Here is a 21,252-nt window from a genome sequence, read left to right on the forward strand (position 1 = left end):
CTTGAATACCCACATCAACGGGTGATGATCAGCGGATGGCCACGCTCCGGGTGCGCCTGAACCAGTACATCGATCCCGTATACCGCCTTCAACGCCGCCGGCGTCAGCACGGCTTCGGGCGCTGCAAAGGCATGGCAGCGCCCCTGCTCCAGCAGCAGGATACGGTCACAGTAGCGCGCCGCCAGGTTCAGGTCATGCAGGATCACCAGCACCGCGGCGCCACGGTCGGCAAAGCGGCGCACGGCTTCCAGGGTGGTGTGCTGGTGCAGCGGGTCGAGCATCGAGGTCGGCTCGTCGAGCAGCAGCGTAGTGCCTGCTTCGCCCGGCCACAGCTGCGCCAGCACCCTGGCCAGGTGCACCCTTTGCCGCTCGCCGCCAGACAATGCCAGGTAACTGCGCTCTACCAGGTGCCAGGCATCCGCCGTCCGCAAGGCCGCCTCGACGATTTCCGCGTCGCGCCGCTGCCCGGTGCCATGGGGCATGCGCCCCATGCCCACCACTTCCTCGACCCGGAACGAGAACCCCAGGCTGGACACCTGCGGCAACACCGCCAGGCGCCTGGCCCGTTCCGGCCCGGCCCAGTCGGCCAGTGGCCTGCCCTGTAGCGTCACCCGCCCGCGATCGGGCGCCAGCTCACCACACAGCACACCCAGCAGGCTGCTCTTGCCGGCACCGTTGGGGCCGAGCACGCCTACCACCTGCCCCGGGCTCAGCTGCAGATGAATGTCATGCAGCACTTCGTTGCTGCCCCGCCGCAAGTGCAGGCCCTCGGCTTGCAACATCAGCTGCGTCCTCGTATCAGCAAGAAAAGGAAGAACGGCGCACCGATAAAGGCCGTGACGATGCCAATCGGCAGCTCGGCAGGCGCCAGCAGCAGCCGCGCCGCCAAATCGGCGAACAGCATCAGCACGCCGCCGGCCAACAAGGAAGCTGGCAGCACCACACGATGATCAGGCCCGGCCAGCAGGCGTACCAGGTGCGGCACCACCAGGCCGATGAAGCCGATCAGCCCGGCAGCGGCCACCGCCGCACCCACACCCAGCGCCGTGCAGAACACCAGCTCGCGCTTGAGTCGCTCCACATCGATGCCCAGGTGGCGCGCCTCCGACTCACCCAGCAGCATGGCATTCAGCGCCTTGGCCCGGCGTGGCAGCCATACCGCCACACCCGCTGCCACCAGCAGCAACGGCCATAGCCGCTGGTAACTGGCACCGTTGAGGCTGCCCAGGTTCCAGAAGGTCAGCGTACGCAGGGTGGCATCGTCGGCCAGGTAGGAAAACAACCCCACGGCAGCACCGCCCAGCGCGGTCATGGCCACACCGGCCAGCAGCATCGTGGCAACGTTGGTCTGGCCGTCGCGCCGCCCCAGGCGATAGACCAGCGCAGTCACACCCAGCCCGCCGATGAAAGCGCACAGCGACAACAGGTAAGGGGCAAGCATATCCGGCATGCCGCCCAGCCAGCTGCCGCCAACGATGGCCACCGCCGCGCCCACCGCCGCACCGGCGGCAACCCCTACCAGCCCGGGGTCGGCCAACGGGTTACGGAATAGCCCCTGCATGGCCACCCCGGACAACGCCAGCACCGCGCCCACCGCCAACCCCAGCAAGGTGCGCGGCAGGCGGATCTGGCCGAGGATCATCTCGGCCTGCTGCAGGCCATCAGCGGCGATGGGCAGCCCGAGCAGGCGCAGGCCGGCACGCAGGGTATCGAACAGCGGCAGGCTGACCGGCCCCAGGGCCAATGACAACCAGACCGCCAACAGGCACAACAGGCTCAGGCAGATTAACAGCGTGCGTGGCTGGACCCGCTGCTTCATTGAGCGAGGCTGGCCTTGGCAGCCGGGTAGAAGGTGGCCGCCAGCGACTGCAGGGTTGCCGGCAGGCGCGGCCCGAGCCCGCCGACCAGCAGCGTCGGGTCAAGCGACACCAGGCGCTTTTCGCGCACGGCGCGCGAGGCCGCCAGTGCGGGGTTCTCTTTCAGCAACGCCTGCAAGGCCTGCTCATCGGCCAGCGCCCGGTCGGAAAACACGATCACATCCGGGTCCAGCGCCGCCAGTGCTTCGCTGGAGAAATTCCTGTAGCCCTGATGTTCTGCCAGGTTGCGCCCGCCTGCCTGGCTCAGTAGCCAGTCACCGGCGGTGCCCTGCCCGGCGATCAGCGGCCTGGCCCCGGCATGCCCGACCAGTAGCAACACCCCTGGCGCCTTCTGTCCGGCCTGGGCCTGCCTGACCTTGGCCTGCAAGGCATCGAGCTTCTGGTGGTAGCCCGACGCCAACACCGCGGCTTGCTGTTCGGCGCCCAGCAACTGCCCCAGGTGCTTGAGGTTTTCATCCACCGCCGCCAGTTCGGCCTTGCTGGAGAACTGTTCGACCCGCACGCCAGCCTTGCGGATTTGCGCCAATACTGGTGGCGGGCCCATTTCCTCGGTGCCTACCAGCACATCCGGGCGCAGGCTGAGAATGCCTTCCGCCGACAGCTGCCGCTGGTAGCCAACGCTGGGCAGTGACTTGAGCGATGACGGGTGCTGGCTGGTGGTGTCCACCCCCACCAACCGCGCCTCACCGCCCAACGCGCTGATCCATTCGCTCAGTGCGCCACCAGCGCTGACCCAACGCTGCGGCGTCTCGGCCGCCAAGGCCTGGTTGGAGAGCACAAGGCTTGCGCACAGGACGAGCAAGGCGACAGGATGGCGCATCATCGGGTTCCTTCTGCAGGCGGGCCGCACGCCTTGTGGCGGGCGACGGAACTGCGCACCATAGGCAGCCGGGCGCAGCGAATGCGGGCAATTTGATAATTATTCGCATTGATGCGTCAAGCCACCCCTTGTTTCACGAGTCGTCGTTGCCATGCACTTCCTTTGTACCTCCCACGGCCTGGCCGAAGGCCAAGGCCGCGCCTTCAGCGTAGACGGCATCGAACTGTTCGGTGTGCGCCGCCAGGGCCAGGTGTACCTCTACCGCAACCGTTGCCCGCACCGTGGCATCCCGCTGAACTGGGCAGAGGATGCGTTTCTCGATGACAGCGCCAGCCTGATCCATTGCGCCCATCATGGCGCGCTGTTCCTGATCGAAAGCGGCGAATGCGTGGCCGGGCCGTGCGAGGGCGAGCAACTGCAGGCCCTGGGCTGCCACGAGGACAGCCAGGGCATCTGGTTCAAGGGGTCAGCAGCACCGGCAGGCGGCGGTCGATGACGATGCCTTCGGCGTCCAGGCGCGTACCGTAGGCCAGCACCTCCACCCCTTCCGCCACCGCCGCGCGCAGGGCCTGGGCATAGGCCGCATCGATTTCCTCGGCCGGGCGCACGGCGTCGACAGCGGTCAGGTTCACGCAATACAGCTGCACCGCCCGTACGCCCTGCCTGGCCAGCTTCGCCAGCTCGCGCAGGTGCTTGGCACCGCGCTGGGTCACCGCATCAGGGAAGGCCGCGACCGTGCTGTCGGGGTAACCCAGGGTCACGCTCTTGACCTCGACATAGGCCGGGGCACCGTCGAACTCCAGACGAAAGTCGATGCGGCTGCCCTCCTCACCGTAAGCCACCTCACGCCTGAGCGCGCTGAAACCGGCCAGTTCGGCGATGATGCCGGCACGCAGGGCCTCTTCGACCAGCGGATTGGCCCGCCCGGTATTCACACAGGCCAGCCGCCCCTGCGGGGTTTCGCTGATTTCCCAGGTGCCCGGCAATTTGCGCCTGGGGTCGTTGGAGCGGCTGAACCACACCTGCCCGCCTTCACGCATGCAGTTGAGCATGGAGCCGGTGTTCGGGCAGTGAATGGTCAGCTGCTCGCCGCCGGGCAGTTCGATATCCGCCAGAAAGCGCTTGTAGCGGCGCAGCAGGCGGCCCTGTTCGAGTGGGGGATGGAACTGCATCAGCCTTGCCAGCTCCGCAGGCCGCGGGCAATCCGCTGCACTGCCTCTTCCAGGCGCGGCAGGCTCTGGGTGTAGGCAAAACGCACATGGTGCCCGGCCAGGTGGCGGCCGAAGTCCAGGCCCGGGGTGAAGGCCAGGTGCTCGGTCTCCAGGAAGTGCCGGCAGAAGGCGAACGCGTCACCGCCAAAGGCACTGATGTCGGCATACAGGTAGAACGCCCCCTGCGGCTCGACGGCAATGCGGAAGCCCAGTTCGCGCAGGGCGGGCAACAGGTAGTCGCGACGGCGGGCGAACTCGGCGCGGCGCTCCTCGAAAATGGCCAGGGTTTCGGGCTGGAAACACGCCAGCGCGGCATGCTGGGCCATGCTTGGCGCACTGATGTACAGGTTTTGTGCCAGCTTCTCCAGGTCGGCCACCGCGCCAGGGGGCGCTACCAGCCAGCCGAGGCGCCAACCGGTCATGCCGAAATACTTGGAAAAACTATTCAGGACGAATGCCGAGTCGTCCACTTCCAGCACGCTGGGTGCGTCCATGCCATAGGTCAGCCCGTGGTAGATCTCGTCCACTACCAGGTGGCCATGCCGTTCGCGGGTAGCGTGGGACAGGCTGGCAAGCTCGTCACGCCCCAGCACGGTGCCGGTCGGGTTGGCCGGCGAGGCGACCAGGGCACCGACCGTGTCCTTGTCCCAGTAGCGGTCGACAAGGTCGGCGGTCAGCTGGTAGTTCACATCCGGGCCCACCGGCACCAACTGCGCCCCGCCCTCGACCAGGCGCAGGAAGTGGCGGTTGCACGGGTAGCCCGGGTCGGCCAGCAGCCAGTGCTTGCCCGGGTCGACCAGCAGGCTGCTGGCCAGCAATAGCGCACCAGAGCCACCCGGGGTGATGAGGATGCGTTCAGGGTCGATACTCAGGCCATAACGCTGACCATAGAAGCCGGCAATGGCTTCGCGCAGCGCCGGCAGGCCGCGTGCGGCGGTGTAGCGGGTGTGCCCGGCGGCCAGTGCCGCCTGGCCGGCGGCAACGATGGGCGCGGCCGTGGTGAAGTCCGGTTCGCCGATTTCCAGGTGAATCACGTCGTGTCCGGCCGCCTGCAGCTCGTTGGCCCGGGCCAGCAACGCCATGACGTGGAAGGGTTCGATGGCGCGGCTGCGCGCACTGTAGGGGTGGGCCATGACCTTCTCTCAAATGGGTCTAAACTGGAGATTCTACCTCTGCACGCTACCGAACGTGCGGCTCACGCCGCTGTCAATTACCAGGATAGGGCGGGGTAGCGCACCCCTGATCTATCTGGTAAGTTCGGCGGCTCGCAGTCGCAGGGCCGGCGGGTGCCGGAGATGGAGCAGCCTGCGCATTGGATCAGATGAGTGAGAGGCGGTCTATTCATGTCCACCGTAGAAAAGCAAAAAGCCCAGACCATGTACGGTGTCGAGCCCTACGTAGAAACCAAGGGTGAAGAGTACATGGGCGAGCCCATGAAAAAGCACTTCACCAAGCTTCTCGGCGCCTGGAAGCAAGAGCTGATGAACAGTGTCGACCGCACTGTGGACCACATGAAGGACGAGGCAGCCAACTTCCCCGACCCGGCCGACCGCGCCAGCCAGGAAGAAGAATTCGCCCTGGAGCTGCGCAACCGCGATCGCGAGCGCAAGCTGATCAAGAAAATCGACAAGACCCTCGACAAGATCAAGGCCGACGAGTACGGCTGGTGCGAATCGTGCGGCATCGAGATCGGCCTGCGTCGCCTGGAGGCACGCCCTACCGCCGACCTGTGCTTCGACTGCAAGGAAATCGCCGAGAAAAAGGAAAAAACGGTCGGCAAAGGCTGATCTTTCTTTCCACCTGAACGGGGCGCATCATGCGCCCCGTTTCATTTATATGCCCAGCCTGACCATGACCGACTCCAGCTACATCGGGCGTTTTGCCCCCACCCCCAGCGGCTTCCTGCACTTCGGCTCGCTGGTCGCCGCCCTCGCCTCCTGGCTCGATGCCCGCGCCGTCAACGGCCGCTGGCTGCTGCGCATGGAAGACACCGACCCACCCCGGGAAATGCCCGGTGCCCGTGATGCGATCCTGCAGACCCTGGAGCGCTACGGCCTGGAGTGGGATGGCGAAGTGGTGTTCCAGAGCCAGCGGCACGATGCCTATGCCGCGGTGGTCGACCGCCTGTTCAACATGGGCCTGGCCTACGCCTGCACCTGCTCGCGCAAGCAGCTGGAGGGTTACAACGGTATCTACCCAGGCCTGTGCCGCAACGCCGGGCATGCCCGTGAAGGTGCGGCAATCCGCTTGCGCGTGCCGGAGCTGATCTACCGCTTTACCGACCGGGTGCAGGGCGAGTACCAGCAACACCTTGGGCGTGAGGTGGGCGACTTCGTCATCCAGCGCCGCGACGGGCTGTATGCCTACCAGCTGGCGGTGGTGCTGGACGATGCCTGGCAAGGTGTTACCGACATCGTGCGTGGCGCCGACCTGCTCGACAACACCCCGCGCCAGCTGTACCTGCAAGAGTTGCTGGGCTTCTCGCAGCCGCGTTACCTGCATATTCCGCTGATCGTGCAGCCGGACGGGCACAAGCTGGGCAAGTCGTACCGCTCGCCGCCGCTGCAGGCAGACCAGGCGACACCGCTGTTGCTGCGGGCGTTGCGGGCGCTGGGGCAGGAAGCAGACCCCGAGTTGTTGCTGGCAACGCCGGCTGAAGTGCTGGCGGTGGCGCGCAAGCAGTGGCGGCCCGAGGCGATTGCGCAGCGGACCACGGTGCCAGAGGCTGATTTGCGCTGAGGCAGGCCCGGCCCTTTCGCGGGTAAACCCGCTCCCACAGGGTCCTCACCAAACCTGAGGAAAGCGCATTACCTGTGGGAGCGGGTTCACCCGCGAAGAGGCCGGCACAGGTAGCCCACCCCTCAAAAACAAAAGCCCAATAAATTCAACCTCTTGGCGAACCCCATGGATTCCCGCTAGCATCCCCCCAGCCATTTGCGCCAATAATAAGTCCAAGCCCGCAGCGCCCAACCATCGAGGCCAGCATGTACATCTATCGTTTGGTCCTGCTTCTGGTCGTGGGGATCTACCTGTTCTCCCCGGCCATCATGGACTGGTGGATCGAACCGACCGGAGCCTGGTATCGCCCTTACCTGCTCTGGCTGATCCTGATCGTCGTCACCTTCATCCTGCAGAGCCAACGAGATGCCGATGAGCTTTAGCCTGACCCAGATGATCCTGATCAGCGCCGCGTACCTCATGGTGCTGTTCGGCGTAGCCTGGATCAGCGAGCGGGGGCTGATCCCGCGTTCTATCATTCGCCACCCGCTGACCTACACCCTGTCGTTGGGCGTGTACGCCAGCGCCTGGGCCTTCTATGGTTCGGTGGGCCTGGCCTACCAGTACGGCTACGGCTTCCTTGCCTGTTACCTGGGGGTGTCCGGCGCGTTCCTGCTGGCGCCAGTGCTGCTCTACCCGATCCTCAAGATCACCCGTACCTACCAGCTCTCCTCGCTGGCCGACCTGCTGGCGTTCCGCTTCCGCAGCACCTGGGCCGGGGCGCTGACCACCATCATCATGCTGATCGGCGTGCTGCCCTTGCTGGCCCTGCAGATCCAGGCGGTGGCCGATTCGATCAGCATCCTCACCGGTGAGCCGGTCAAGGCCCGGGTGGCCTTCGCCTTCTGTACGCTGATCATCCTGTTCACCATCTTCTTCGGCTCACGGCACATCGCCACACGCGAAAAGCACGAAGGGCTGGTGTTCGCCATTGCCTTCGAGTCGGTGATCAAGCTGCTGGCCCTGGGCGGTATCGGCCTGTACGCCTTGTATGGCGTGTTTGGCGGCCCGCACGAACTGGAAGTGTGGCTGTTGCAGAACCAGACCGCCCTGGCTGCCCTGCATACCCCACTGCAGGAAGGCCCATGGCGCACCCTGCTGCTGGTGTTCTTCGCCTCGGCCATCGTCATGCCGCACATGTACCACATGGCCTTCACCGAAAACCTCAACCCGCGCTCGCTGGTCAGCGCCAGCTGGGGCCTGCCGCTGTTCCTGCTGCTGATGAGCCTGGCCGTGCCGCTGGTGCTGTGGGCCGGCCTGCGCCTGGGCGCCAGCACCAACCCCGAGTACTTCACCCTGGGCCTGGGCATTGCCGCCAACAACCAGGCACTGGCACTGCTGGCCTACATCGGCGGCTTGTCGGCCGCCAGCGGGTTGATCATCGTCACCACCCTGGCGCTGTCAGGCATGGCCCTCAACCACCTGGTGCTGCCGCTGTACCAGCCGCCGGCCGAAGGCAACATCTACCGCTGGCTGAAGTGGACCCGCCGTGCGCTGATCGTCGCCATCATCACCGCCGGGTTCATGTTCTACCTGACCCAGAACAACCACCAGAGCCTGGCCAACCTGGGCATCGTCGCCTTCGTCGCCACGTTGCAGTTCCTGCCGGGCGTGCTGTCGGTGCTGTACTGGCCGACTGCCAATCGCCGCGGCTTCATCGCCGGCCTGCTGGCCGGCACCCTGGTGTGGATGGTGACCATGCTGCTGCCGCTGCTGGGCAACCTGCAGGGCTTCTACATCCCGCTGCTGGACATGATCTACGTGCTGGACGACACCAGCTGGCACATGGCGGCCATCGCCTCGCTGGCGGCCAACGTGCTGTTGTTCACCCTGATTTCGCTGTTCACCAACGCCAGCAACGAAGAGGTCAGCGCCGCCGAAGCCTGCGCGGTGGACAACGTGCGCCGCCCGCAACGCCGCGAGCTGCATGCCGCCTCGCCACAGGAGTTCGCCACCCAGCTGGCCAAGCCGCTGGGCGCCAAGGCCGCGCAGAAGGAAGTGGAGCAGGCCCTGCGCGATCTCTACCTGCCGTTCGACGAGCGCCGCCCCTATGCCTTGCGCCGCCTGCGCGACCGCATCGAGGCCAACCTGTCCGGCCTGATGGGGCCAAGCGTGGCCCAGGACATGGTCGAGACCTTCCTGCCGTACAAGTCCGGTAACGAAAACTACGTGACCGAGGACATCCACTTCATCGAAAGCCGCCTGGAAGACTACCACTCGCGCCTGACCGGCCTGGCCGCCGAGCTCGACGCCCTGCGCCGCTACCACCGCCAGACCCTGCAGGAACTGCCCATGGGCGTCTGCTCGCTGGCCAAGGACCAGGAAATCCTGATGTGGAACAAGGCCATGGAAGAGCTCACCGGCATCGCCGCCAAGCACGTGGTCGGCTCGCGCCTGGTCACCATCGACGAACCTTGGCGCGGCCTGCTGCAAGGCTTCATCAACGTGCCCGACGAGCACCTGCACAAGCAGCGCCTGGCGCTGGACGGCCAGCCGCGTTGGCTGAACCTGCACAAGGCCGCTATCGACGAGCCGCTGGCCCCGGGTAACAGCGGCCTGGTGCTGCTGGTGGAGGACCTTACCGAAACCCAGGCGCTGGAGGACAAGCTGGTGCACTCCGAGCGCCTGGCCAGCATCGGCCGCCTGGCCGCCGGCGTGGCCCACGAGATCGGCAACCCGATCACCGGCATCGCCTGCCTGGCGCAGAACCTGCGCGAGGAGCGTGAGGGCGATGGCGAAATCATCGAGCTATCCAGCCAGATTCTCGAACAGACCAAGCGGGTATCGCGCATCGTCCAGTCGCTGATGAGCTTCGCCCATGCCGGCGGCAGCCACCAGAACAGCGAAGAGCCGGTATGCCTGGCCGAAGTGGCGCAGGACGCCATCGGTCTGCTGGCGTTGAACCGGCGCAATTTCGAAGTACAGTTCTTCAACCTCTGCGACCCGGAGCACTGGGCCGAAGGGGACCCGCAGCGCCTGGCCCAGGTGCTGATCAATCTGCTCTCCAACGCCCGCGATGCCTCGCCGCCCGGCAGCGCCGTGCGCGTGCGCAGCGAAGTCAGCGAACACACCGTCGACCTGATCGTCGAGGATGAGGGCAGCGGGATACCGAAGAACATCATGGACCGCCTGTTCGAACCCTTCTTCACCACCAAGGACCCGGGCGAAGGAACCGGACTGGGGCTCGCTCTGGTCTATTCCATCGTGGAAGAGCATTATGGGCAAATCACCATCGACAGCCCGGCCGATATCGAACGGCAACGTGGCACCCGGATCCGCGTGACCCTGCCCCGGCATGTCGTAGCGACGTCCCCTGAAATTCGAGACCGTCGAGAGAATTGAATCAATGCCGCACATTCTGATCGTCGAAGACGAAACCATCATCCGCTCGGCCTTGCGTCGTCTGCTCGAGCGGAACCAGTACCAGGTCAGCGAAGCCGGCTCGGTGCAGGAAGCCCAGGAACGCTTCAGCATTGCCACCTTCGACCTGATCGTCAGCGACCTGCGCCTGCCAGGCGCGCCCGGCACCGAACTGATCAAGCTCGGCCAAGGCACCCCGGTGCTGATCATGACCAGCTACGCCAGCCTGCGCTCGGCGGTAGACTCGATGAAAATGGGCGCGGTGGACTACATTGCCAAGCCCTTCGACCACGACGAGATGTTGCAAGCCGTGGCGCGCATCCTGCGCGATCGGCAGAATGCCCCGGCCACCGCACCGGCGGCCGAGCCACGCGCCACCAATGGCAAGGCCGCCCCGGCCGACAAAGGCAGCGCGGCAGCCGCCAATGGCGAAATCGGCATCATCGGCTCGTGCCCGCCGATGCAGGACATGTACAGCAAGATCCGCAAAGTCGCGCCCACCGACTCCAACGTGCTGATCCAGGGCGAGTCGGGCACCGGTAAAGAGCTGGTCGCACGCGCCCTGCACAACCTGTCGCGCCGGGCCAAGGCACCGATGATTTCGGTGAACTGCGCGGCTATCCCCGAGACACTCATCGAGTCCGAACTGTTCGGCCACGAAAAAGGCGCGTTCACCGGCGCCAGCGCCGGGCGTGCCGGCCTGGTGGAGGCCGCCGATGGCGGTACGCTGTTCCTCGACGAAATCGGCGAACTGCCGCTGGAAGCCCAGGCCCGCCTGCTGCGCGTGCTGCAGGAAGGCGAGATTCGCCGGGTAGGTTCGGTACAGTCGCAAAAGGTCGATGTGCGCCTGATCGCCGCGACCCACCGTGACCTGAAGAACCTGGCCAAGGCCGGCCAGTTCCGTGAAGACCTGTATTACCGCCTGCACGTGATCGCCCTGAAACTGCCTGCACTGCGCGAGCGCGGCAGCGACGTAAACGAGATCGCCAGCGCCTTCCTCGCACGCCAGAGTGCGCGCATCGGCCGCGACGACCTGCACTTCTCGGCCGAAGCCGAGCAGGCCATTCGTCACTACAGCTGGCCGGGTAACGTGCGAGAGCTGGAAAACGCCGTTGAGCGTGCGGTGATCCTCAGCGAGAGCGCAGAAATTTCCGCCGACCTGCTGGGCATCGACATCGAACTGGGCGACCTGGAGGACGACGAAATCCTCGACAACGCCCTGGCCGTGGCCAGTGCGGCCAATGCCAGCCATGAGCCGACCGAGGACTTGTCGCTGGAGGACTACTTCCAGCACTTCGTGCTCGAGCACCAGGACCACATGACCGAGACCGAGCTGGCCCGCAAGCTCGGGGTCAGCCGCAAGTGCCTGTGGGAACGTCGCCAGCGCCTGGGCATCCCGCGGCGCAAGAGCAACGCTACCAGCGAGTAACTCAACCTGCCCGCCACCGTACGCCGCAGCCTATGTGGCGCCTGTGAGATCGAGCGCCGCCCGCGCGGCGCTTCGCGGGGCAAGCCCGCTCCCACATCTGTTTCAGGCCAATCATTCCTGTGCCAGATGGGTTGCAGCCTTGGTGCATGGCTGAAGATTGATGAAGAGCTGTCGCGCCCCCCCTTGATATCGAATGGAACAGACAAGGCGGGCAGAGGAGACCTCACAGGAGTGACTGGCCCGAAACAGATGTGGGAGCGGCCTTGTGCCGCGAAGCGCCGCGCGGGCGGCGCTCGATCTCACAGGCGCTGAACGTGTCACGGCGACCCCCCAGGTAACACCTCAGTCCCCGCAAAAATCTGTTACCCACCCTTTCCGCCGTAACAGTTCCCGAGGCGTACGGTAACGAAATTTCGACATTTTCGACCCCTGAAAAACTGTTCACCACCTCCAATCCATTGATTTTACTGGGTTTGTAAAAGTTGGCACGGCACCTGCTATATGTCTGGTACAAGAACAATAACAAGCACTGCAACTCAGAATAAGAACAAGACGAAACGGCTCACGCACAATAAAAACAAGACGGCGGAGGCGCAGCTAACTGATTCTTTTGGAGAGGATGCGTGTTTGGGGCTTGCCCCACAACCAGGCAGAGAACAACAAAAACTGCACTAAAAAGCAGCGCCTGAACTGGTTGGATCGACAGATCAACGTGACATCAGCGACCAAAGCAATCCGTTTGCTCTTAACCCCTGGATTGGGGGTCGTCCACAAGCTTCGAGATTTGTGGACAGGGCACTCAACAAAAACAAGAAGCCCAGCAAAAAAACAATAAGAGCACGCAACGACTTCTTGGGGAGCTTAGGCTCCCCTTGTCGTTTCTACCCTTCCGGCAGGCATCCCGCTACCCGCCTACACCATTCCTTGAGTAAATGCTAGAATCCCCGCCCATCATGCGGCCATTCTCCTATTCTTGGCCGAACATTCCTTCAAACAGTGCATCCCATGCTGAAGAAGCTGTTCCAGTCGTTTCGCCCGCCCGTACCGGGCCCGCACCACAGGCGCACCACGCCTGAGGTGATCAACAAGAGCCAGCACTCGCTGCAGCGCCACCAGTTCAGCCGCCACGCGGTGAACATCGTGGAGCGCCTGCAGAGCGCCGGCTACCAGGCTTACCTGGTCGGTGGCTGTGTCCGCGACCTGATGCTGGGCATCACGCCGAAAGACTTCGACGTCGCCACCAGTGCCACCCCCGAACAGGTCCGTGCCGAGTTCCGCAACGCGCGCATCATTGGTCGCCGCTTCAAGCTGGTCCACGTGCATTTCGGCCGTGAGATCATCGAAGTCGCCACCTTCCGCGCCCACCATTCGGAAGACGACCAGGGCGACAGCCACCGTTCGTCGCACAATGCCAGTGGCCGCATCCTGCGTGACAACGTATACGGCACCCTGGAAGAAGACGCGCAACGTCGCGACTTCACCATCAATGCCCTGTACTACGACCCGGTCAGCGAGCGCATCCTCGACTACGCCAATGGCGTGCACGATATCCGCAACCGCCTGCTGCGCCTGATCGGTGACCCTACCCACCGCTACCAGGAAGACCCGGTGCGCATGCTGCGCGCGGTGCGTTTCGCCGCCAAGCTCGACTTCGGCATCGAAAAGCACACGGTCCAGCCGATTCGCGAACTGGCCCCGCTGCTGCGCGAGATTCCGCCAGCGCGCCTGTTCGAAGAGAGCCTCAAGCTGTTCCTTTCCGGCCAGGGCGCCATCGTCTTCGAAATGCTGGTCGACCTGCAGTTGTTCGAGCCGCTGTTCCCGGCCAGTTCGCATGCCCTGGACGAGCGCCCGACCTACACCCACACGCTGATCAGCCAGGCGCTGAACAACACCGACCTGCGCGTGAAGCAAGGCAAACCGGTAACCCCGGCGTTCCTCTTCGCCGCGCTGCTGTGGCCAGCCCTGCCGGCCCGCGTGCTGCACCTGCAGAACCAGGGCGTGCCGCCGATCCCGGCCATGAACGGTGCGGCCCACGACCTGATCGCCGAGCAATGCGCGCGCATCGCCATCCCCAAGCGCTTCACCCTGCCGATCCGCGAGATCTGGGACATGCAGGAGCGCCTGCCACGCCGCAGCGGCAAGCGCGCCGACGTGCTGCTGGACAACCCGCGCTTCCGTGCCGGTTACGACTTCCTGCTGCTGCGGGAAAGCGCCGGGGAAGAAACCGACGACCTCGGCCAGTGGTGGACCGACTACCAGGATGCCAACGACAGCGAGCGCCGCGAGATGATCCGCGAGCTGGGCAGCCGCGACGAAGGCACCGGCGCCGGCCCGCGCAAACGCAAGCGTAGCGGTGGCAAACGCAAGCGCAGTGGCGACGAGGCGTTCGAGTGAGTACCCGCGCCTATATCGGCCTGGGCAGCAACCTGGACGCACCTGCCGAGCAGCTGCGCAGCGCCTTGCAGGCCCTCGACCAGGTCGAAGCCACGCGGCTGGTGGCTGCCTCGGCCCTGTACACCAGCGATTCGCTGCTGCCCGGCCAGCCGCGCTATACCAACGCCGTCGCTGCGCTGGACACTGCCCTGCCGCCGCTGGCCCTGCTCGATGCACTGCAGGCCATCGAGAACGGTCAGGGCCGCGTGCGCAAGGAGCGCTGGGGCCCGCGCACACTGGACCTGGACATCCTGCTGTTCGGCGACCAGGTGCTCGACGAGCCGCGCCTGAAAGTGCCGCATTACCACATGCATGCCCGGCCTTTCGTGCTGTACCCACTGGCTGAACTGGTACCGGGCGATTTCCGTCTGGCCGATGGCCGCGCCCTCGCGCAACTGCTCGACGACTGCCCGTTCGTCGGCCTGGAACGCCTGTAAACCGGGCGTTCCAGCCTTGCACACTGGCGCGGTAACGCCAGTAACACCCTGATCGTAACAATGCGGTAACAGGGTGATTGACTTCCCCCACCTCGCTCACGACTATAGGCGTCCCGTGTGGCACCAAAGTGCCGCATACCCGTATTTAGGCCCGGACGGACCTGTGCCCGAACATCACGCGCGATGATGTGCCGCTCCGGAAGATGACTACACGCGTTGAATGCAGTCGTTTTTTACAGCGCCTGAACGAGGAATTTCCTACATGCCTGAAGTAACCCTGACCACCCTCAATGGCCTCAAGGCCAAGGGTGAAAAAATCACCATGCTGACCTGCTACGACGCGACCTTCGCCAGGGCCGCCAGCCAGGCCGGTGTCGAAGTGTTGCTGGTGGGCGACTCGCTGGGAATGGTCCTGCAAGGCCACGACAGCACACTGCCGGTGACCACCGCGGACATGGCCTACCACACCGCCAGCGTCAAACGTGGCAACGACGGCGCACTGATCCTCGCCGACCTGCCGTTCATGGCGCATGCCACCCCGGAGCAAGCCTTTGCCAACAGCGCCACGCTGATGCAGGCAGGCGCCCACATGATCAAGATCGAAGGCGCTGCCTGGCTGGCCGAGACCATCCGCCTGCTGGCCGAGCGTGGCGTGCCGGTGTGCGCACACATGGGCCTGACCCCGCAAACTGTCAACGTGCTGGGCGGCTACAAGGTCCAGGGTCGCCAGGAAGCCCAGGCCCGGCAGATGCGCGCCGACGCCATCGCCCTGGAACAAGCCGGCGCGGCCATGCTGCTGCTCGAATGCGTACCCAGCGAACTGGCGGCGGAAATCACCAATGCCGTGGGCATCCCGGTGATCGGTATTGGCGCCGGCAGCGGCACCGATGGCCAGGTACTGGTCCTGCACGACATGCTCGGCCTGTCGCTGAGCGGCCGGGTACCGAAGTTCGTGAAGAACTTCATGCAAGGCCAGCCGGATATCCACAGCGCCCTCGTCGCTTACGTCGAGGCAGTCAAGCAGGTCAGCTTCCCAGGCAGCGAACACGGGTTCAGTGCATGAATACAGTCAAGACCGTCCGCGAACTGCGCGCCGCAGTCGCCCGCGCCCGCGGTGAAGGCAAGCGCATCGGCTTCGTACCGACCATGGGCAACCTGCACAGCGGCCATGCCGCCCTGGTGACCAAGGCCGCGCAGCGCGCCGATTTCGTGGTCGCCAGCATCTTCGTCAACCCGCTGCAGTTCGGCCCCAACGAAGACCTCGACAAGTACCCGCGCACCCTGGCCGCCGACCAGGAGCGCCTGCTTCAGGCCGGCTGCAATTTGCTGTTCGCGCCTACCGTCGAAGAGATGTACCCCGACGGCATGAGCGTGCAAACCCGCGTCAGCGTGCCCCACCTTTCCGAAGGCCTGTGCGGCGCCAGCCGGCCCGGGCATTTCGAGGGCGTGGCCACCGTGGTCAGCAAGCTGTTCAACATGGTCCAGCCCGACCTTGCCGTGTTCGGCGAAAAGGACTTCCAGCAGCTGGCGGTGATTCGTGCCATGGTGCGCGACCTGAACATGCCGATCCAGATCATCGGCGAGCCCACCGTGCGGGCCGAGGACGGCCTCGCGCTGTCGTCGCGCAATGGTTACCTCACGCCTGAACAGCGTGCTACGGCGCCAGTGGTGTACCGCACCTTGCAGCAGATCGGCGAGGCTATCGGCCATGGCCAGGTTGATTTCCCGGCGCTGACCGAGCAAGGCAAGGCGCAGCTGACCGCTGCCGGCCTACGCCCGGACTACCTGGAAATTCGCCATGCGTTGACCCTGCGCCCGGCAAGCTTTGGCGACCGCGACCTGGTGATCCTGGTGGCGGCCTACCTGGGTAACACACGGTTGATCGACAACCTGTACCTGCATCTGGAAGAGAAGACCGCGTAACGGCCTGGGGCTGCCTTGCAGCCCATTCGCCGGCAAGCCAGCGCCCACCTCGAGCGCATCGGCCTCGAACCATGCGCTATCCCTGTGGGAGCTGGCTTGCCAGCGATGAGGCCAGTACCGGTAACACAAAGACCACTGCGCCCCCCAAATTCCCCCGCCTACCCATTCCCTGCAAGTGGCCTTTGCCTATAATGGTGCCAGCCTGAACCCGGCAATGGCTGCCGTGTCCAAGGCCTCATCACGCACCAAGGGAACCCCGCGCAATGGCGTATTACCGTACACCCCACGATGTGACGGCCCTGCCCGCCTGGCAGGCGCTCCAGCAACACCGCGACGCCATGCAAGGTTTCAGCATGCGCGAAGCCTTCGCCGCCGATGCCAAGCGCTTCGACCAGTTCTCCCTGAGCTGCTGCGGCCTGTTCCTCGACTATTCGAAAAACCTGATCACCGAACAAAGCCGCGACCTGCTGGTCAACCTGGCCAACGAAGTGGGCCTGCAGGACGCCATCAAGTCGATGTTCAGCGGCGAAATCATCAACGCCTCCGAAGGTCGCCCGGTACTGCACACCGCCCTGCGCCGGCCGGTAGGCGACAAGCTCAGCGTCAACGGCGTGAACGTCATGCCGGAAGTGCACAAGGTGCTCAACCAGATCACTGAACTGGTCGGCCGCATCCACGACGGCCTGTGGCGCGGCTACAGCGAAAAACCGATCACCGACGTGGTCAACATCGGCATCGGTGGCTCGTTCCTCGGCCCCGAGCTGGTCTCCGAGGCGCTGCTGCCCTACGCCCAGCGCGGCGTGCGCTGCCACTACCTGGCGAACATCGACGGCAGTGAGTTCCACGAGCTGTCGGCCAACCTGCGCGCCGAAACCACCCTGTTCATCGTCTCGTCGAAGTCGTTCAACACCCTCGAGACCCTGAAGAACGCCATGGCCGCGCGTACCTGGTACCTGGCCCAGGGCGGCTCGGAAGCCGAGCTGTACCGCCACTTCATCGCCGTCTCCAGCAACAAGGCCGCCGCCGTGGCCTTCGGCATCCGCGAAGAAAACATCTTCCCGATGTGGGACTGGGTGGGCGGGCGCTACTCGCTGTGGTCGGCGATCGGCCTGCCGATCGCCCTGGCCATCGGTACCGCCAACTTCAAGGAACTGCTGTCCGGTGCCTACACCATGGACCAGCACTTCCAGACTGCGCCGTTCGACAAGAACATGCCGGTGCTGCTGGCCCTGCTGGGCGTGTGGTACGGCAACTTCTGGGGCGCCCAGAGCCACGCGATCCTGCCGTACGACCACTACCTGCGCAACATCACCAAGCACCTGCAACAGCTGGACATGGAGTCCAACGGCAAGAGCGTGCTGCAGGACGGCACCCCGGTGAAGACCGATACCGGCCCGGTGATCTGGGGCGGCGTCGGCTGCAACGGCCAGCACGCCTACCACCAGTTGCTGCACCAGGGCACCCAACTGATTCCGGCCGATTTCATCGTGCCGGTGGTGAGCTTCAACCCGGTGGCCGACCATCATCAGTGGCTGTACGCCAACTGCCTGTCGCAGAGCCAGGCGCTGATGCTGGGCAAAACCCGCGAGGAAGCCGAAGCCGAGCTGCGTGGCAAAGGCCTGAACGAAGCGGACATCGAAAAGCTCGCCCCGCACAAGGTGATCCCGGGCAACCGCCCGAGCAACACCCTGGTGGTGGAACGCATCAGCCCGCGCCGCCTGGGCGCGCTGGTGGCGATGTACGAGCACAAGGTCTTCGTACAGAGCGTGATCTGGGGCATCAACGCCTTCGACCAGTGGGGCGTGGAACTGGGCAAGGAACTGGGCAAGGGCGTTTACCAGCGTCTTGTAGGAAGCCTGGAAGACAGCGCCGAAGACGGTTCCACCCAAGGCCTGATCAACTACTTCCGCGGCCGTCACCGCGGTTGATCTGAAACCTTCGACCGCTTCTTCGCGGGCTTGCCCGCTCCCACAGATACTGCACAGGCCTCAAGAACTGTTCAGTACCTGTGGGAGCGGGCAGGCCCGCGAAGAGGCCGGCACAGGTTGAACACCTCTCCCAGCTACACTGTCCTATCGAATAGCCGTTGCAGTCCATCGCCCCTTACAAGAGCAGGACCACCCGCCATGTTCGATATCCGCAACTACCCCCAGGCCCTGGCCGTCAGCCAGTCCGCCGCCCTCACTCCCGACGAGTACCGCCGCCTCTACCGCCAGTCGGTGGACGACCCCGATACCTTCTGGGCCGAACAAGCCAAACGCCTGGACTGGATCAAGCCCTGGTCGAGCGTGCAGCAATGCGACCTGAAGACCGGCAACGCCCGCTGGTTCGATGGCGGCCAGCTCAACGTCAGCTACAACTGCATCGACCGCCACCTGGCCCGACGCAGCGAACAGACCGCCCTGCTGTGGGAAGGCGACGACCCCAAGGATTCCAAGGCCATCACCTACCGCGAACTGCATCGCCAGGTCTGCCGCCTGGCCAATGCGCTGAAAGCACGCGGGGTGAAGAAAGGCGACCGGGTGTGCATCTACATGCCGATGATCCCCGAGGCTGCCTTCGCCATGCTTGCCTGCACCCGTATCGGTGCCATCCACTCGGTGGTGTTCGGCGGCTTCTCGCCCGACGCCCTGCGCGACCGCATCCTGGATGCCGACTGCCGCACGGTAATCACCGCCGATGAAGGCGTGCGCGGCGGCAAGCGCATCCCGCTGAAACAGAACGTCGACAAGGCCCTGGCCAGTTGCCCTGCGGTCAGCAGCGTATTCGTGGTGCGCCGCACCGGCGGCGATGTTGCCTGGGCCGAGGGCCGTGACCTCTGGTACCACGAGGCAACGGAAAAGGCCGGCGACGATTGCGCTGCCGAGCCAATGGGCGCCGAAGACCCGCTGTTCATCCTCTACACCTCCGGCAGCACCGGCAAACCCAAGGGCGTGCTGCACACCACCGGCGGCTACCTGCTGCAGGCAACCCTCACCTTCAAGGTGGTGTTCGACTACCGTGAAGGCGAGGTGTTCTGGTGCACTGCCGATGTCGGCTGGGTCACCGGCCACAGCTACATCGTCTATGGCCCGCTGGCCAATGGTGCGATCTCGCTGATGTTCGAAGGCGTGCCCAACTACCCGGATACCTCGCGCTTCTGGCAGGTGGTGGACAAGCATCAGGTGAACATCTTCTACACCGCCCCGACCGCCCTGCGTGCCTTGATGCGCGAAGGCGACGGGCCACTGCAAGGCACCTCACGGCAGAGCCTGCGCCTGCTGGGCAGCGTCGGCGAGCCGATCAACCCCGAAGCCTGGGAGTGGTACTTCGAGGCTGTCGGGCAGCAGCGCTGCCCCATCGTCGATACCTGGTGGCAGACCGAAACCGGCGGCATCATGATCACCCCGCTGCCCGGCGCGCAGGTGCTCAAGCCCGGCTGTGCCACCCAACCCATGTTCGGCGTGCAACCGGTGCTGCTGGACGAAAAGGGCAAACTCATCGAAGGCCCCGGTGCCGGCCTGCTGGTCATCAAGGCCAGCTGGCCCGGGCAGATCCGTAGCGTCTATGGCGACCATCAGCGCATGGTCGACACCTACTTCAAGCCGATGCCCGGCTATTACTTCACCGGCGACGGTGCCCGCCGCGATGCCGATGGCGACTACTGGATCACCGGGCGTATCGATGACGTGATCAACGTTTCCGGCCACCGCATCGGTACCGCCGAAGTGGAAAGCGCGCTGGTGCTGCATGACAGCGTCGCCGAAGCGGCCGTGGTCGGTTACCCCCACGACCTCAAGGGCCAGGGCGTGTATGCCTTCGTCACGCCCATGAATGGCGTAACACCGGACGACGCGCTCAAGGCCGAGCTGCTGGCGCTGGTCAGCAAGGAAATCGGCAGTTTTGCCAAGCCCGAGCTGATCCAGTGGGCCCCGGCGCTGCCCAAGACACGCTCTGGCAAGATCATGCGGCGTATACTGCGCAAAATCGCCTGCAACGAGCTGGAAAACCTGGGCGATACCTCGACCCTGGCCGACCCCAGCGTGGTGCAGGGCCTGATCGACAAACGCCTCAACCAGTAACCGGCGGCCGCTGTTTATGGCCGCCCTGAACCACAGGTCGCCATGGAAGCCCTTCGCCGTCGCATCGAAACCCAGGTCATGAGCCTCACCGGGCTGGCCCTCGGCCAGCTCGACCTGGAATCGCCCAAGGGCGACCCCGGCCTGTTCGGCCCGCACAGCATCAGCTGGCAGGTACATGGCGACTTCCCGAGCATGCTGGTCGGTGGCATCAGTGCCCTCATGCTGCAGTTGCTGCACCCGCTGGCACTGGCCGGGGTGTGGGACCATTCCAACTTCCGTGAAGACCTGCTCGGCCGCCTGCGCCGCACCAGCCAGTTCATCTCCGGCACCACCTTCGGCGCCACCCGCGATGCCGAGTGGCTGATCGACAAGGTGCGCACCATCCACCTGCAGGTGACCGGCACCGCGCCGGACGGCCGCCCGTATGCGGCCAGCGACCCGGACCTGCTGACCTGGGTGCATGTGGCGGAAGTCAGCAGCTTCCTCGTCGCCCATCTGCGTTACCGCAACCCGCACCTTGCGCGCGCCGAGCAGGATGCCTACTACGCCGAGATCGCGCTGATCGCCGAGCGCCTTGGTGCCCGCGACGTGCCGCGCTCGTGCCAGCAGGTCGAGGACTACCTGCAGCGCATGCGCCCGCAGTTGCAATGCGATGCCCGTAGTCACCAAGTGGTCGACATCCTGCTCGACGCCCCGGCTCCCAGCCGCCTGGCACAGCCAGTGGGCAAGCTGATGCTGCACGCCGGCATCGACCTGCTGCCGGCCTGGGCCCAGGCCATGCTCGGCCTGCAGCACGGCCCTTTGCAGCGGCGCATGATCCGCCTGGGCCTGCAACGCACCGCACCGATACTGCGCTGGGCGATGCGCGACGGCTCGGCACACCGGGCCAAACGGCGCATGGGTATCGAATGAGATCAAATGGT

18 protein-coding genes are annotated in these 21,252 nt (G+C 65.0%); 13 read left to right on the top strand and 5 right to left on the bottom strand.

What is annotated here, in order from left to right; genetic code table 11:
* Positions 1–14: 14 nt before the first annotated feature.
* Genes ACIQYU_RS23195 through ACIQYU_RS23205 form a run of 3 tightly spaced genes read right to left on the bottom strand, consistent with a single transcriptional unit; the run spans position 15 to position 2,700 of the window.
* Entirely contained in the window at positions 15–782 is a 768-nt protein-coding gene (locus ACIQYU_RS23195; protein ID WP_402802394.1) for a heme ABC transporter ATP-binding protein, read from the bottom strand.
* Complete coding sequence (locus ACIQYU_RS23200) at positions 782–1,765, bottom strand: iron ABC transporter permease (protein ID WP_207834452.1); 984 nt, start codon at positions 1,763–1,765, stop codon at positions 782–784. The genes ACIQYU_RS23195 and ACIQYU_RS23200 overlap by 1 nt, the downstream gene beginning before the upstream one ends.
* Before the next feature lie 50 nt (positions 1,766–1,815).
* The gene (locus ACIQYU_RS23205; RefSeq protein ID WP_241106008.1) at positions 1,816–2,700 is read right to left on the bottom strand and encodes a hemin ABC transporter substrate-binding protein; all 885 of its coding nucleotides are present in this window, start codon (positions 2,698–2,700) and stop codon (positions 1,816–1,818) included.
* 148 nt (positions 2,701–2,848) lie between these two features.
* Between ACIQYU_RS23205 and ACIQYU_RS23210 the strand changes: the two genes are divergently transcribed.
* Complete coding sequence (locus tag ACIQYU_RS23210; protein WP_207834384.1) at positions 2,849–3,193, top strand: Rieske (2Fe-2S) protein; 345 nt, start codon at positions 2,849–2,851, stop codon at positions 3,191–3,193.
* Here ACIQYU_RS23210 and sfsA read toward each other — a convergent pair.
* Together sfsA and ACIQYU_RS23220 are read right to left on the bottom strand one after the other, a co-directional pair.
* Positions 3,156–3,869 (bottom strand): DNA/RNA nuclease SfsA, encoded by a 714-nt coding sequence (gene sfsA / locus ACIQYU_RS23215; RefSeq protein ID WP_207834381.1) that lies wholly within the window; start codon positions 3,867–3,869, stop codon positions 3,156–3,158. The two genes, ACIQYU_RS23210 and sfsA, sit on opposite strands and share 38 nt — an antisense overlap.
* Positions 3,869–5,041 carry a pyridoxal phosphate-dependent aminotransferase gene (locus ACIQYU_RS23220; protein ID WP_063911773.1) on the bottom strand — a complete coding sequence of 391 codons (1,173 nt, stop codon included), beginning with the start codon at positions 5,039–5,041 and terminating at the stop codon, positions 3,869–3,871. The genes sfsA and ACIQYU_RS23220 overlap by 1 nt, the downstream gene beginning before the upstream one ends.
* Before the next feature lie 210 nt (positions 5,042–5,251).
* Between ACIQYU_RS23220 and dksA the strand changes: the two genes are divergently transcribed.
* The 12 genes from dksA to ACIQYU_RS23280 all read left to right on the top strand — a co-directional run bounded on the left by dksA (position 5,252) and on the right by ACIQYU_RS23280 (position 21,241).
* Positions 5,252–5,695 carry an RNA polymerase-binding protein DksA gene (gene dksA, locus ACIQYU_RS23225; RefSeq protein ID WP_025340685.1) on the top strand — a complete coding sequence of 148 codons (444 nt, stop codon included), beginning with the start codon at positions 5,252–5,254 and terminating at the stop codon, positions 5,693–5,695.
* 64 nt (positions 5,696–5,759) lie between these two features.
* On the top strand, positions 5,760–6,647 hold the full coding sequence (gene gluQRS, locus ACIQYU_RS23230; protein ID WP_207834450.1) for a tRNA glutamyl-Q(34) synthetase GluQRS: 888 nt from the start codon (positions 5,760–5,762) through the stop codon (positions 6,645–6,647).
* 245 nt (positions 6,648–6,892) lie between these two features.
* On the top strand, positions 6,893–7,069 hold the full coding sequence (locus tag ACIQYU_RS23235) for a hypothetical protein (protein ID WP_003250005.1): 177 nt from the start codon (positions 6,893–6,895) through the stop codon (positions 7,067–7,069).
* Positions 7,053–10,028, top strand: a complete 2,976-nt coding sequence (locus tag ACIQYU_RS23240) for a sensor histidine kinase (RefSeq protein WP_207834379.1) — start codon at positions 7,053–7,055, stop codon at positions 10,026–10,028. The genes ACIQYU_RS23235 and ACIQYU_RS23240 overlap by 17 nt, the downstream gene beginning before the upstream one ends.
* Before the next feature lie 4 nt (positions 10,029–10,032).
* Positions 10,033–11,475 carry a sigma-54 dependent transcriptional regulator gene (locus ACIQYU_RS23245; RefSeq protein WP_063911775.1) on the top strand — a complete coding sequence of 481 codons (1,443 nt, stop codon included), beginning with the start codon at positions 10,033–10,035 and terminating at the stop codon, positions 11,473–11,475.
* Positions 11,476–12,480: 1,005 nt separating this feature from the next.
* Positions 12,481–13,869 carry a polynucleotide adenylyltransferase PcnB gene (locus ACIQYU_RS23250; RefSeq protein ID WP_039615244.1) on the top strand — a complete coding sequence of 463 codons (1,389 nt, stop codon included), beginning with the start codon at positions 12,481–12,483 and terminating at the stop codon, positions 13,867–13,869.
* A complete protein-coding gene (gene folK, locus ACIQYU_RS23255; protein WP_063911777.1) occupies positions 13,866–14,345 on the top strand; it encodes a 2-amino-4-hydroxy-6-hydroxymethyldihydropteridine diphosphokinase in 480 nt (159 codons plus the stop codon). The genes ACIQYU_RS23250 and folK overlap by 4 nt, the downstream gene beginning before the upstream one ends.
* 262 nt (positions 14,346–14,607) lie before the next feature.
* Positions 14,608–15,408: a 3-methyl-2-oxobutanoate hydroxymethyltransferase gene (gene panB, locus ACIQYU_RS23260; protein ID WP_063911778.1), complete on the top strand. Its 801-nt coding sequence runs from the start codon at positions 14,608–14,610 to the stop codon at positions 15,406–15,408.
* Entirely contained in the window at positions 15,405–16,268 is an 864-nt protein-coding gene (gene panC / locus ACIQYU_RS23265; protein ID WP_207834375.1) for a pantoate--beta-alanine ligase, read from the top strand. The genes panB and panC overlap by 4 nt, the downstream gene beginning before the upstream one ends.
* A gap of 263 nt (positions 16,269–16,531) precedes the next feature.
* Complete coding sequence (gene pgi / locus ACIQYU_RS23270) at positions 16,532–18,196, top strand: glucose-6-phosphate isomerase (protein WP_063911780.1); 1,665 nt, start codon at positions 16,532–16,534, stop codon at positions 18,194–18,196.
* 198 nt (positions 18,197–18,394) lie between these two features.
* Positions 18,395–20,329 (top strand): acetate--CoA ligase, encoded by a 1,935-nt coding sequence (gene acs / locus ACIQYU_RS23275; RefSeq protein ID WP_333956857.1) that lies wholly within the window; start codon positions 18,395–18,397, stop codon positions 20,327–20,329.
* A gap of 42 nt (positions 20,330–20,371) precedes the next feature.
* Positions 20,372–21,241: an oxygenase MpaB family protein gene (locus ACIQYU_RS23280; protein ID WP_402802400.1), complete on the top strand. Its 870-nt coding sequence runs from the start codon at positions 20,372–20,374 to the stop codon at positions 21,239–21,241.
* Positions 21,242–21,252: the final 11 nt, after the last annotated feature.

It is taken from the genome of Pseudomonas sp. NPDC096925, assembly GCF_044762545.1.
Taxonomy (GTDB): domain Bacteria; phylum Pseudomonadota; class Gammaproteobacteria; order Pseudomonadales; family Pseudomonadaceae; genus Aquipseudomonas.

Coding starts and splice junctions, on each gene's coding strand:
- ACIQYU_RS23195 (WP_402802394.1), bottom strand. CDS start 782: ATGTTGCAAGCCGAGGGCCTGCACTTGCGGCGGGGCAGCAACGAAGTG.
- ACIQYU_RS23205 (WP_241106008.1), bottom strand. CDS start 2,700: ATGATGCGCCATCCTGTCGCCTTGCTCGTCCTGTGCGCAAGCCTTGTG.
- ACIQYU_RS23210 (WP_207834384.1), top strand. CDS start 2,849: ATGCACTTCCTTTGTACCTCCCACGGCCTGGCCGAAGGCCAAGGCCGC.
- sfsA (WP_207834381.1), bottom strand. CDS start 3,869: ATGCAGTTCCATCCCCCACTCGAACAGGGCCGCCTGCTGCGCCGCTAC.
- ACIQYU_RS23220 (WP_063911773.1), bottom strand. CDS start 5,041: ATGGCCCACCCCTACAGTGCGCGCAGCCGCGCCATCGAACCCTTCCAC.
- dksA (WP_025340685.1), top strand. CDS start 5,252: ATGTCCACCGTAGAAAAGCAAAAAGCCCAGACCATGTACGGTGTCGAG.
- gluQRS (WP_207834450.1), top strand. CDS start 5,760: ATGACCGACTCCAGCTACATCGGGCGTTTTGCCCCCACCCCCAGCGGC.
- ACIQYU_RS23235 (WP_003250005.1), top strand. CDS start 6,893: ATGTACATCTATCGTTTGGTCCTGCTTCTGGTCGTGGGGATCTACCTG.
- ACIQYU_RS23240 (WP_207834379.1), top strand. CDS start 7,053: ATGCCGATGAGCTTTAGCCTGACCCAGATGATCCTGATCAGCGCCGCG.
- ACIQYU_RS23245 (WP_063911775.1), top strand. CDS start 10,033: ATGCCGCACATTCTGATCGTCGAAGACGAAACCATCATCCGCTCGGCC.
- ACIQYU_RS23250 (WP_039615244.1), top strand. CDS start 12,481: ATGCTGAAGAAGCTGTTCCAGTCGTTTCGCCCGCCCGTACCGGGCCCG.
- panB (WP_063911778.1), top strand. CDS start 14,608: ATGCCTGAAGTAACCCTGACCACCCTCAATGGCCTCAAGGCCAAGGGT.
- panC (WP_207834375.1), top strand. CDS start 15,405: ATGAATACAGTCAAGACCGTCCGCGAACTGCGCGCCGCAGTCGCCCGC.
- pgi (WP_063911780.1), top strand. CDS start 16,532: ATGGCGTATTACCGTACACCCCACGATGTGACGGCCCTGCCCGCCTGG.
- acs (WP_333956857.1), top strand. CDS start 18,395: ATGTTCGATATCCGCAACTACCCCCAGGCCCTGGCCGTCAGCCAGTCC.
- ACIQYU_RS23280 (WP_402802400.1), top strand. CDS start 20,372: ATGGAAGCCCTTCGCCGTCGCATCGAAACCCAGGTCATGAGCCTCACC.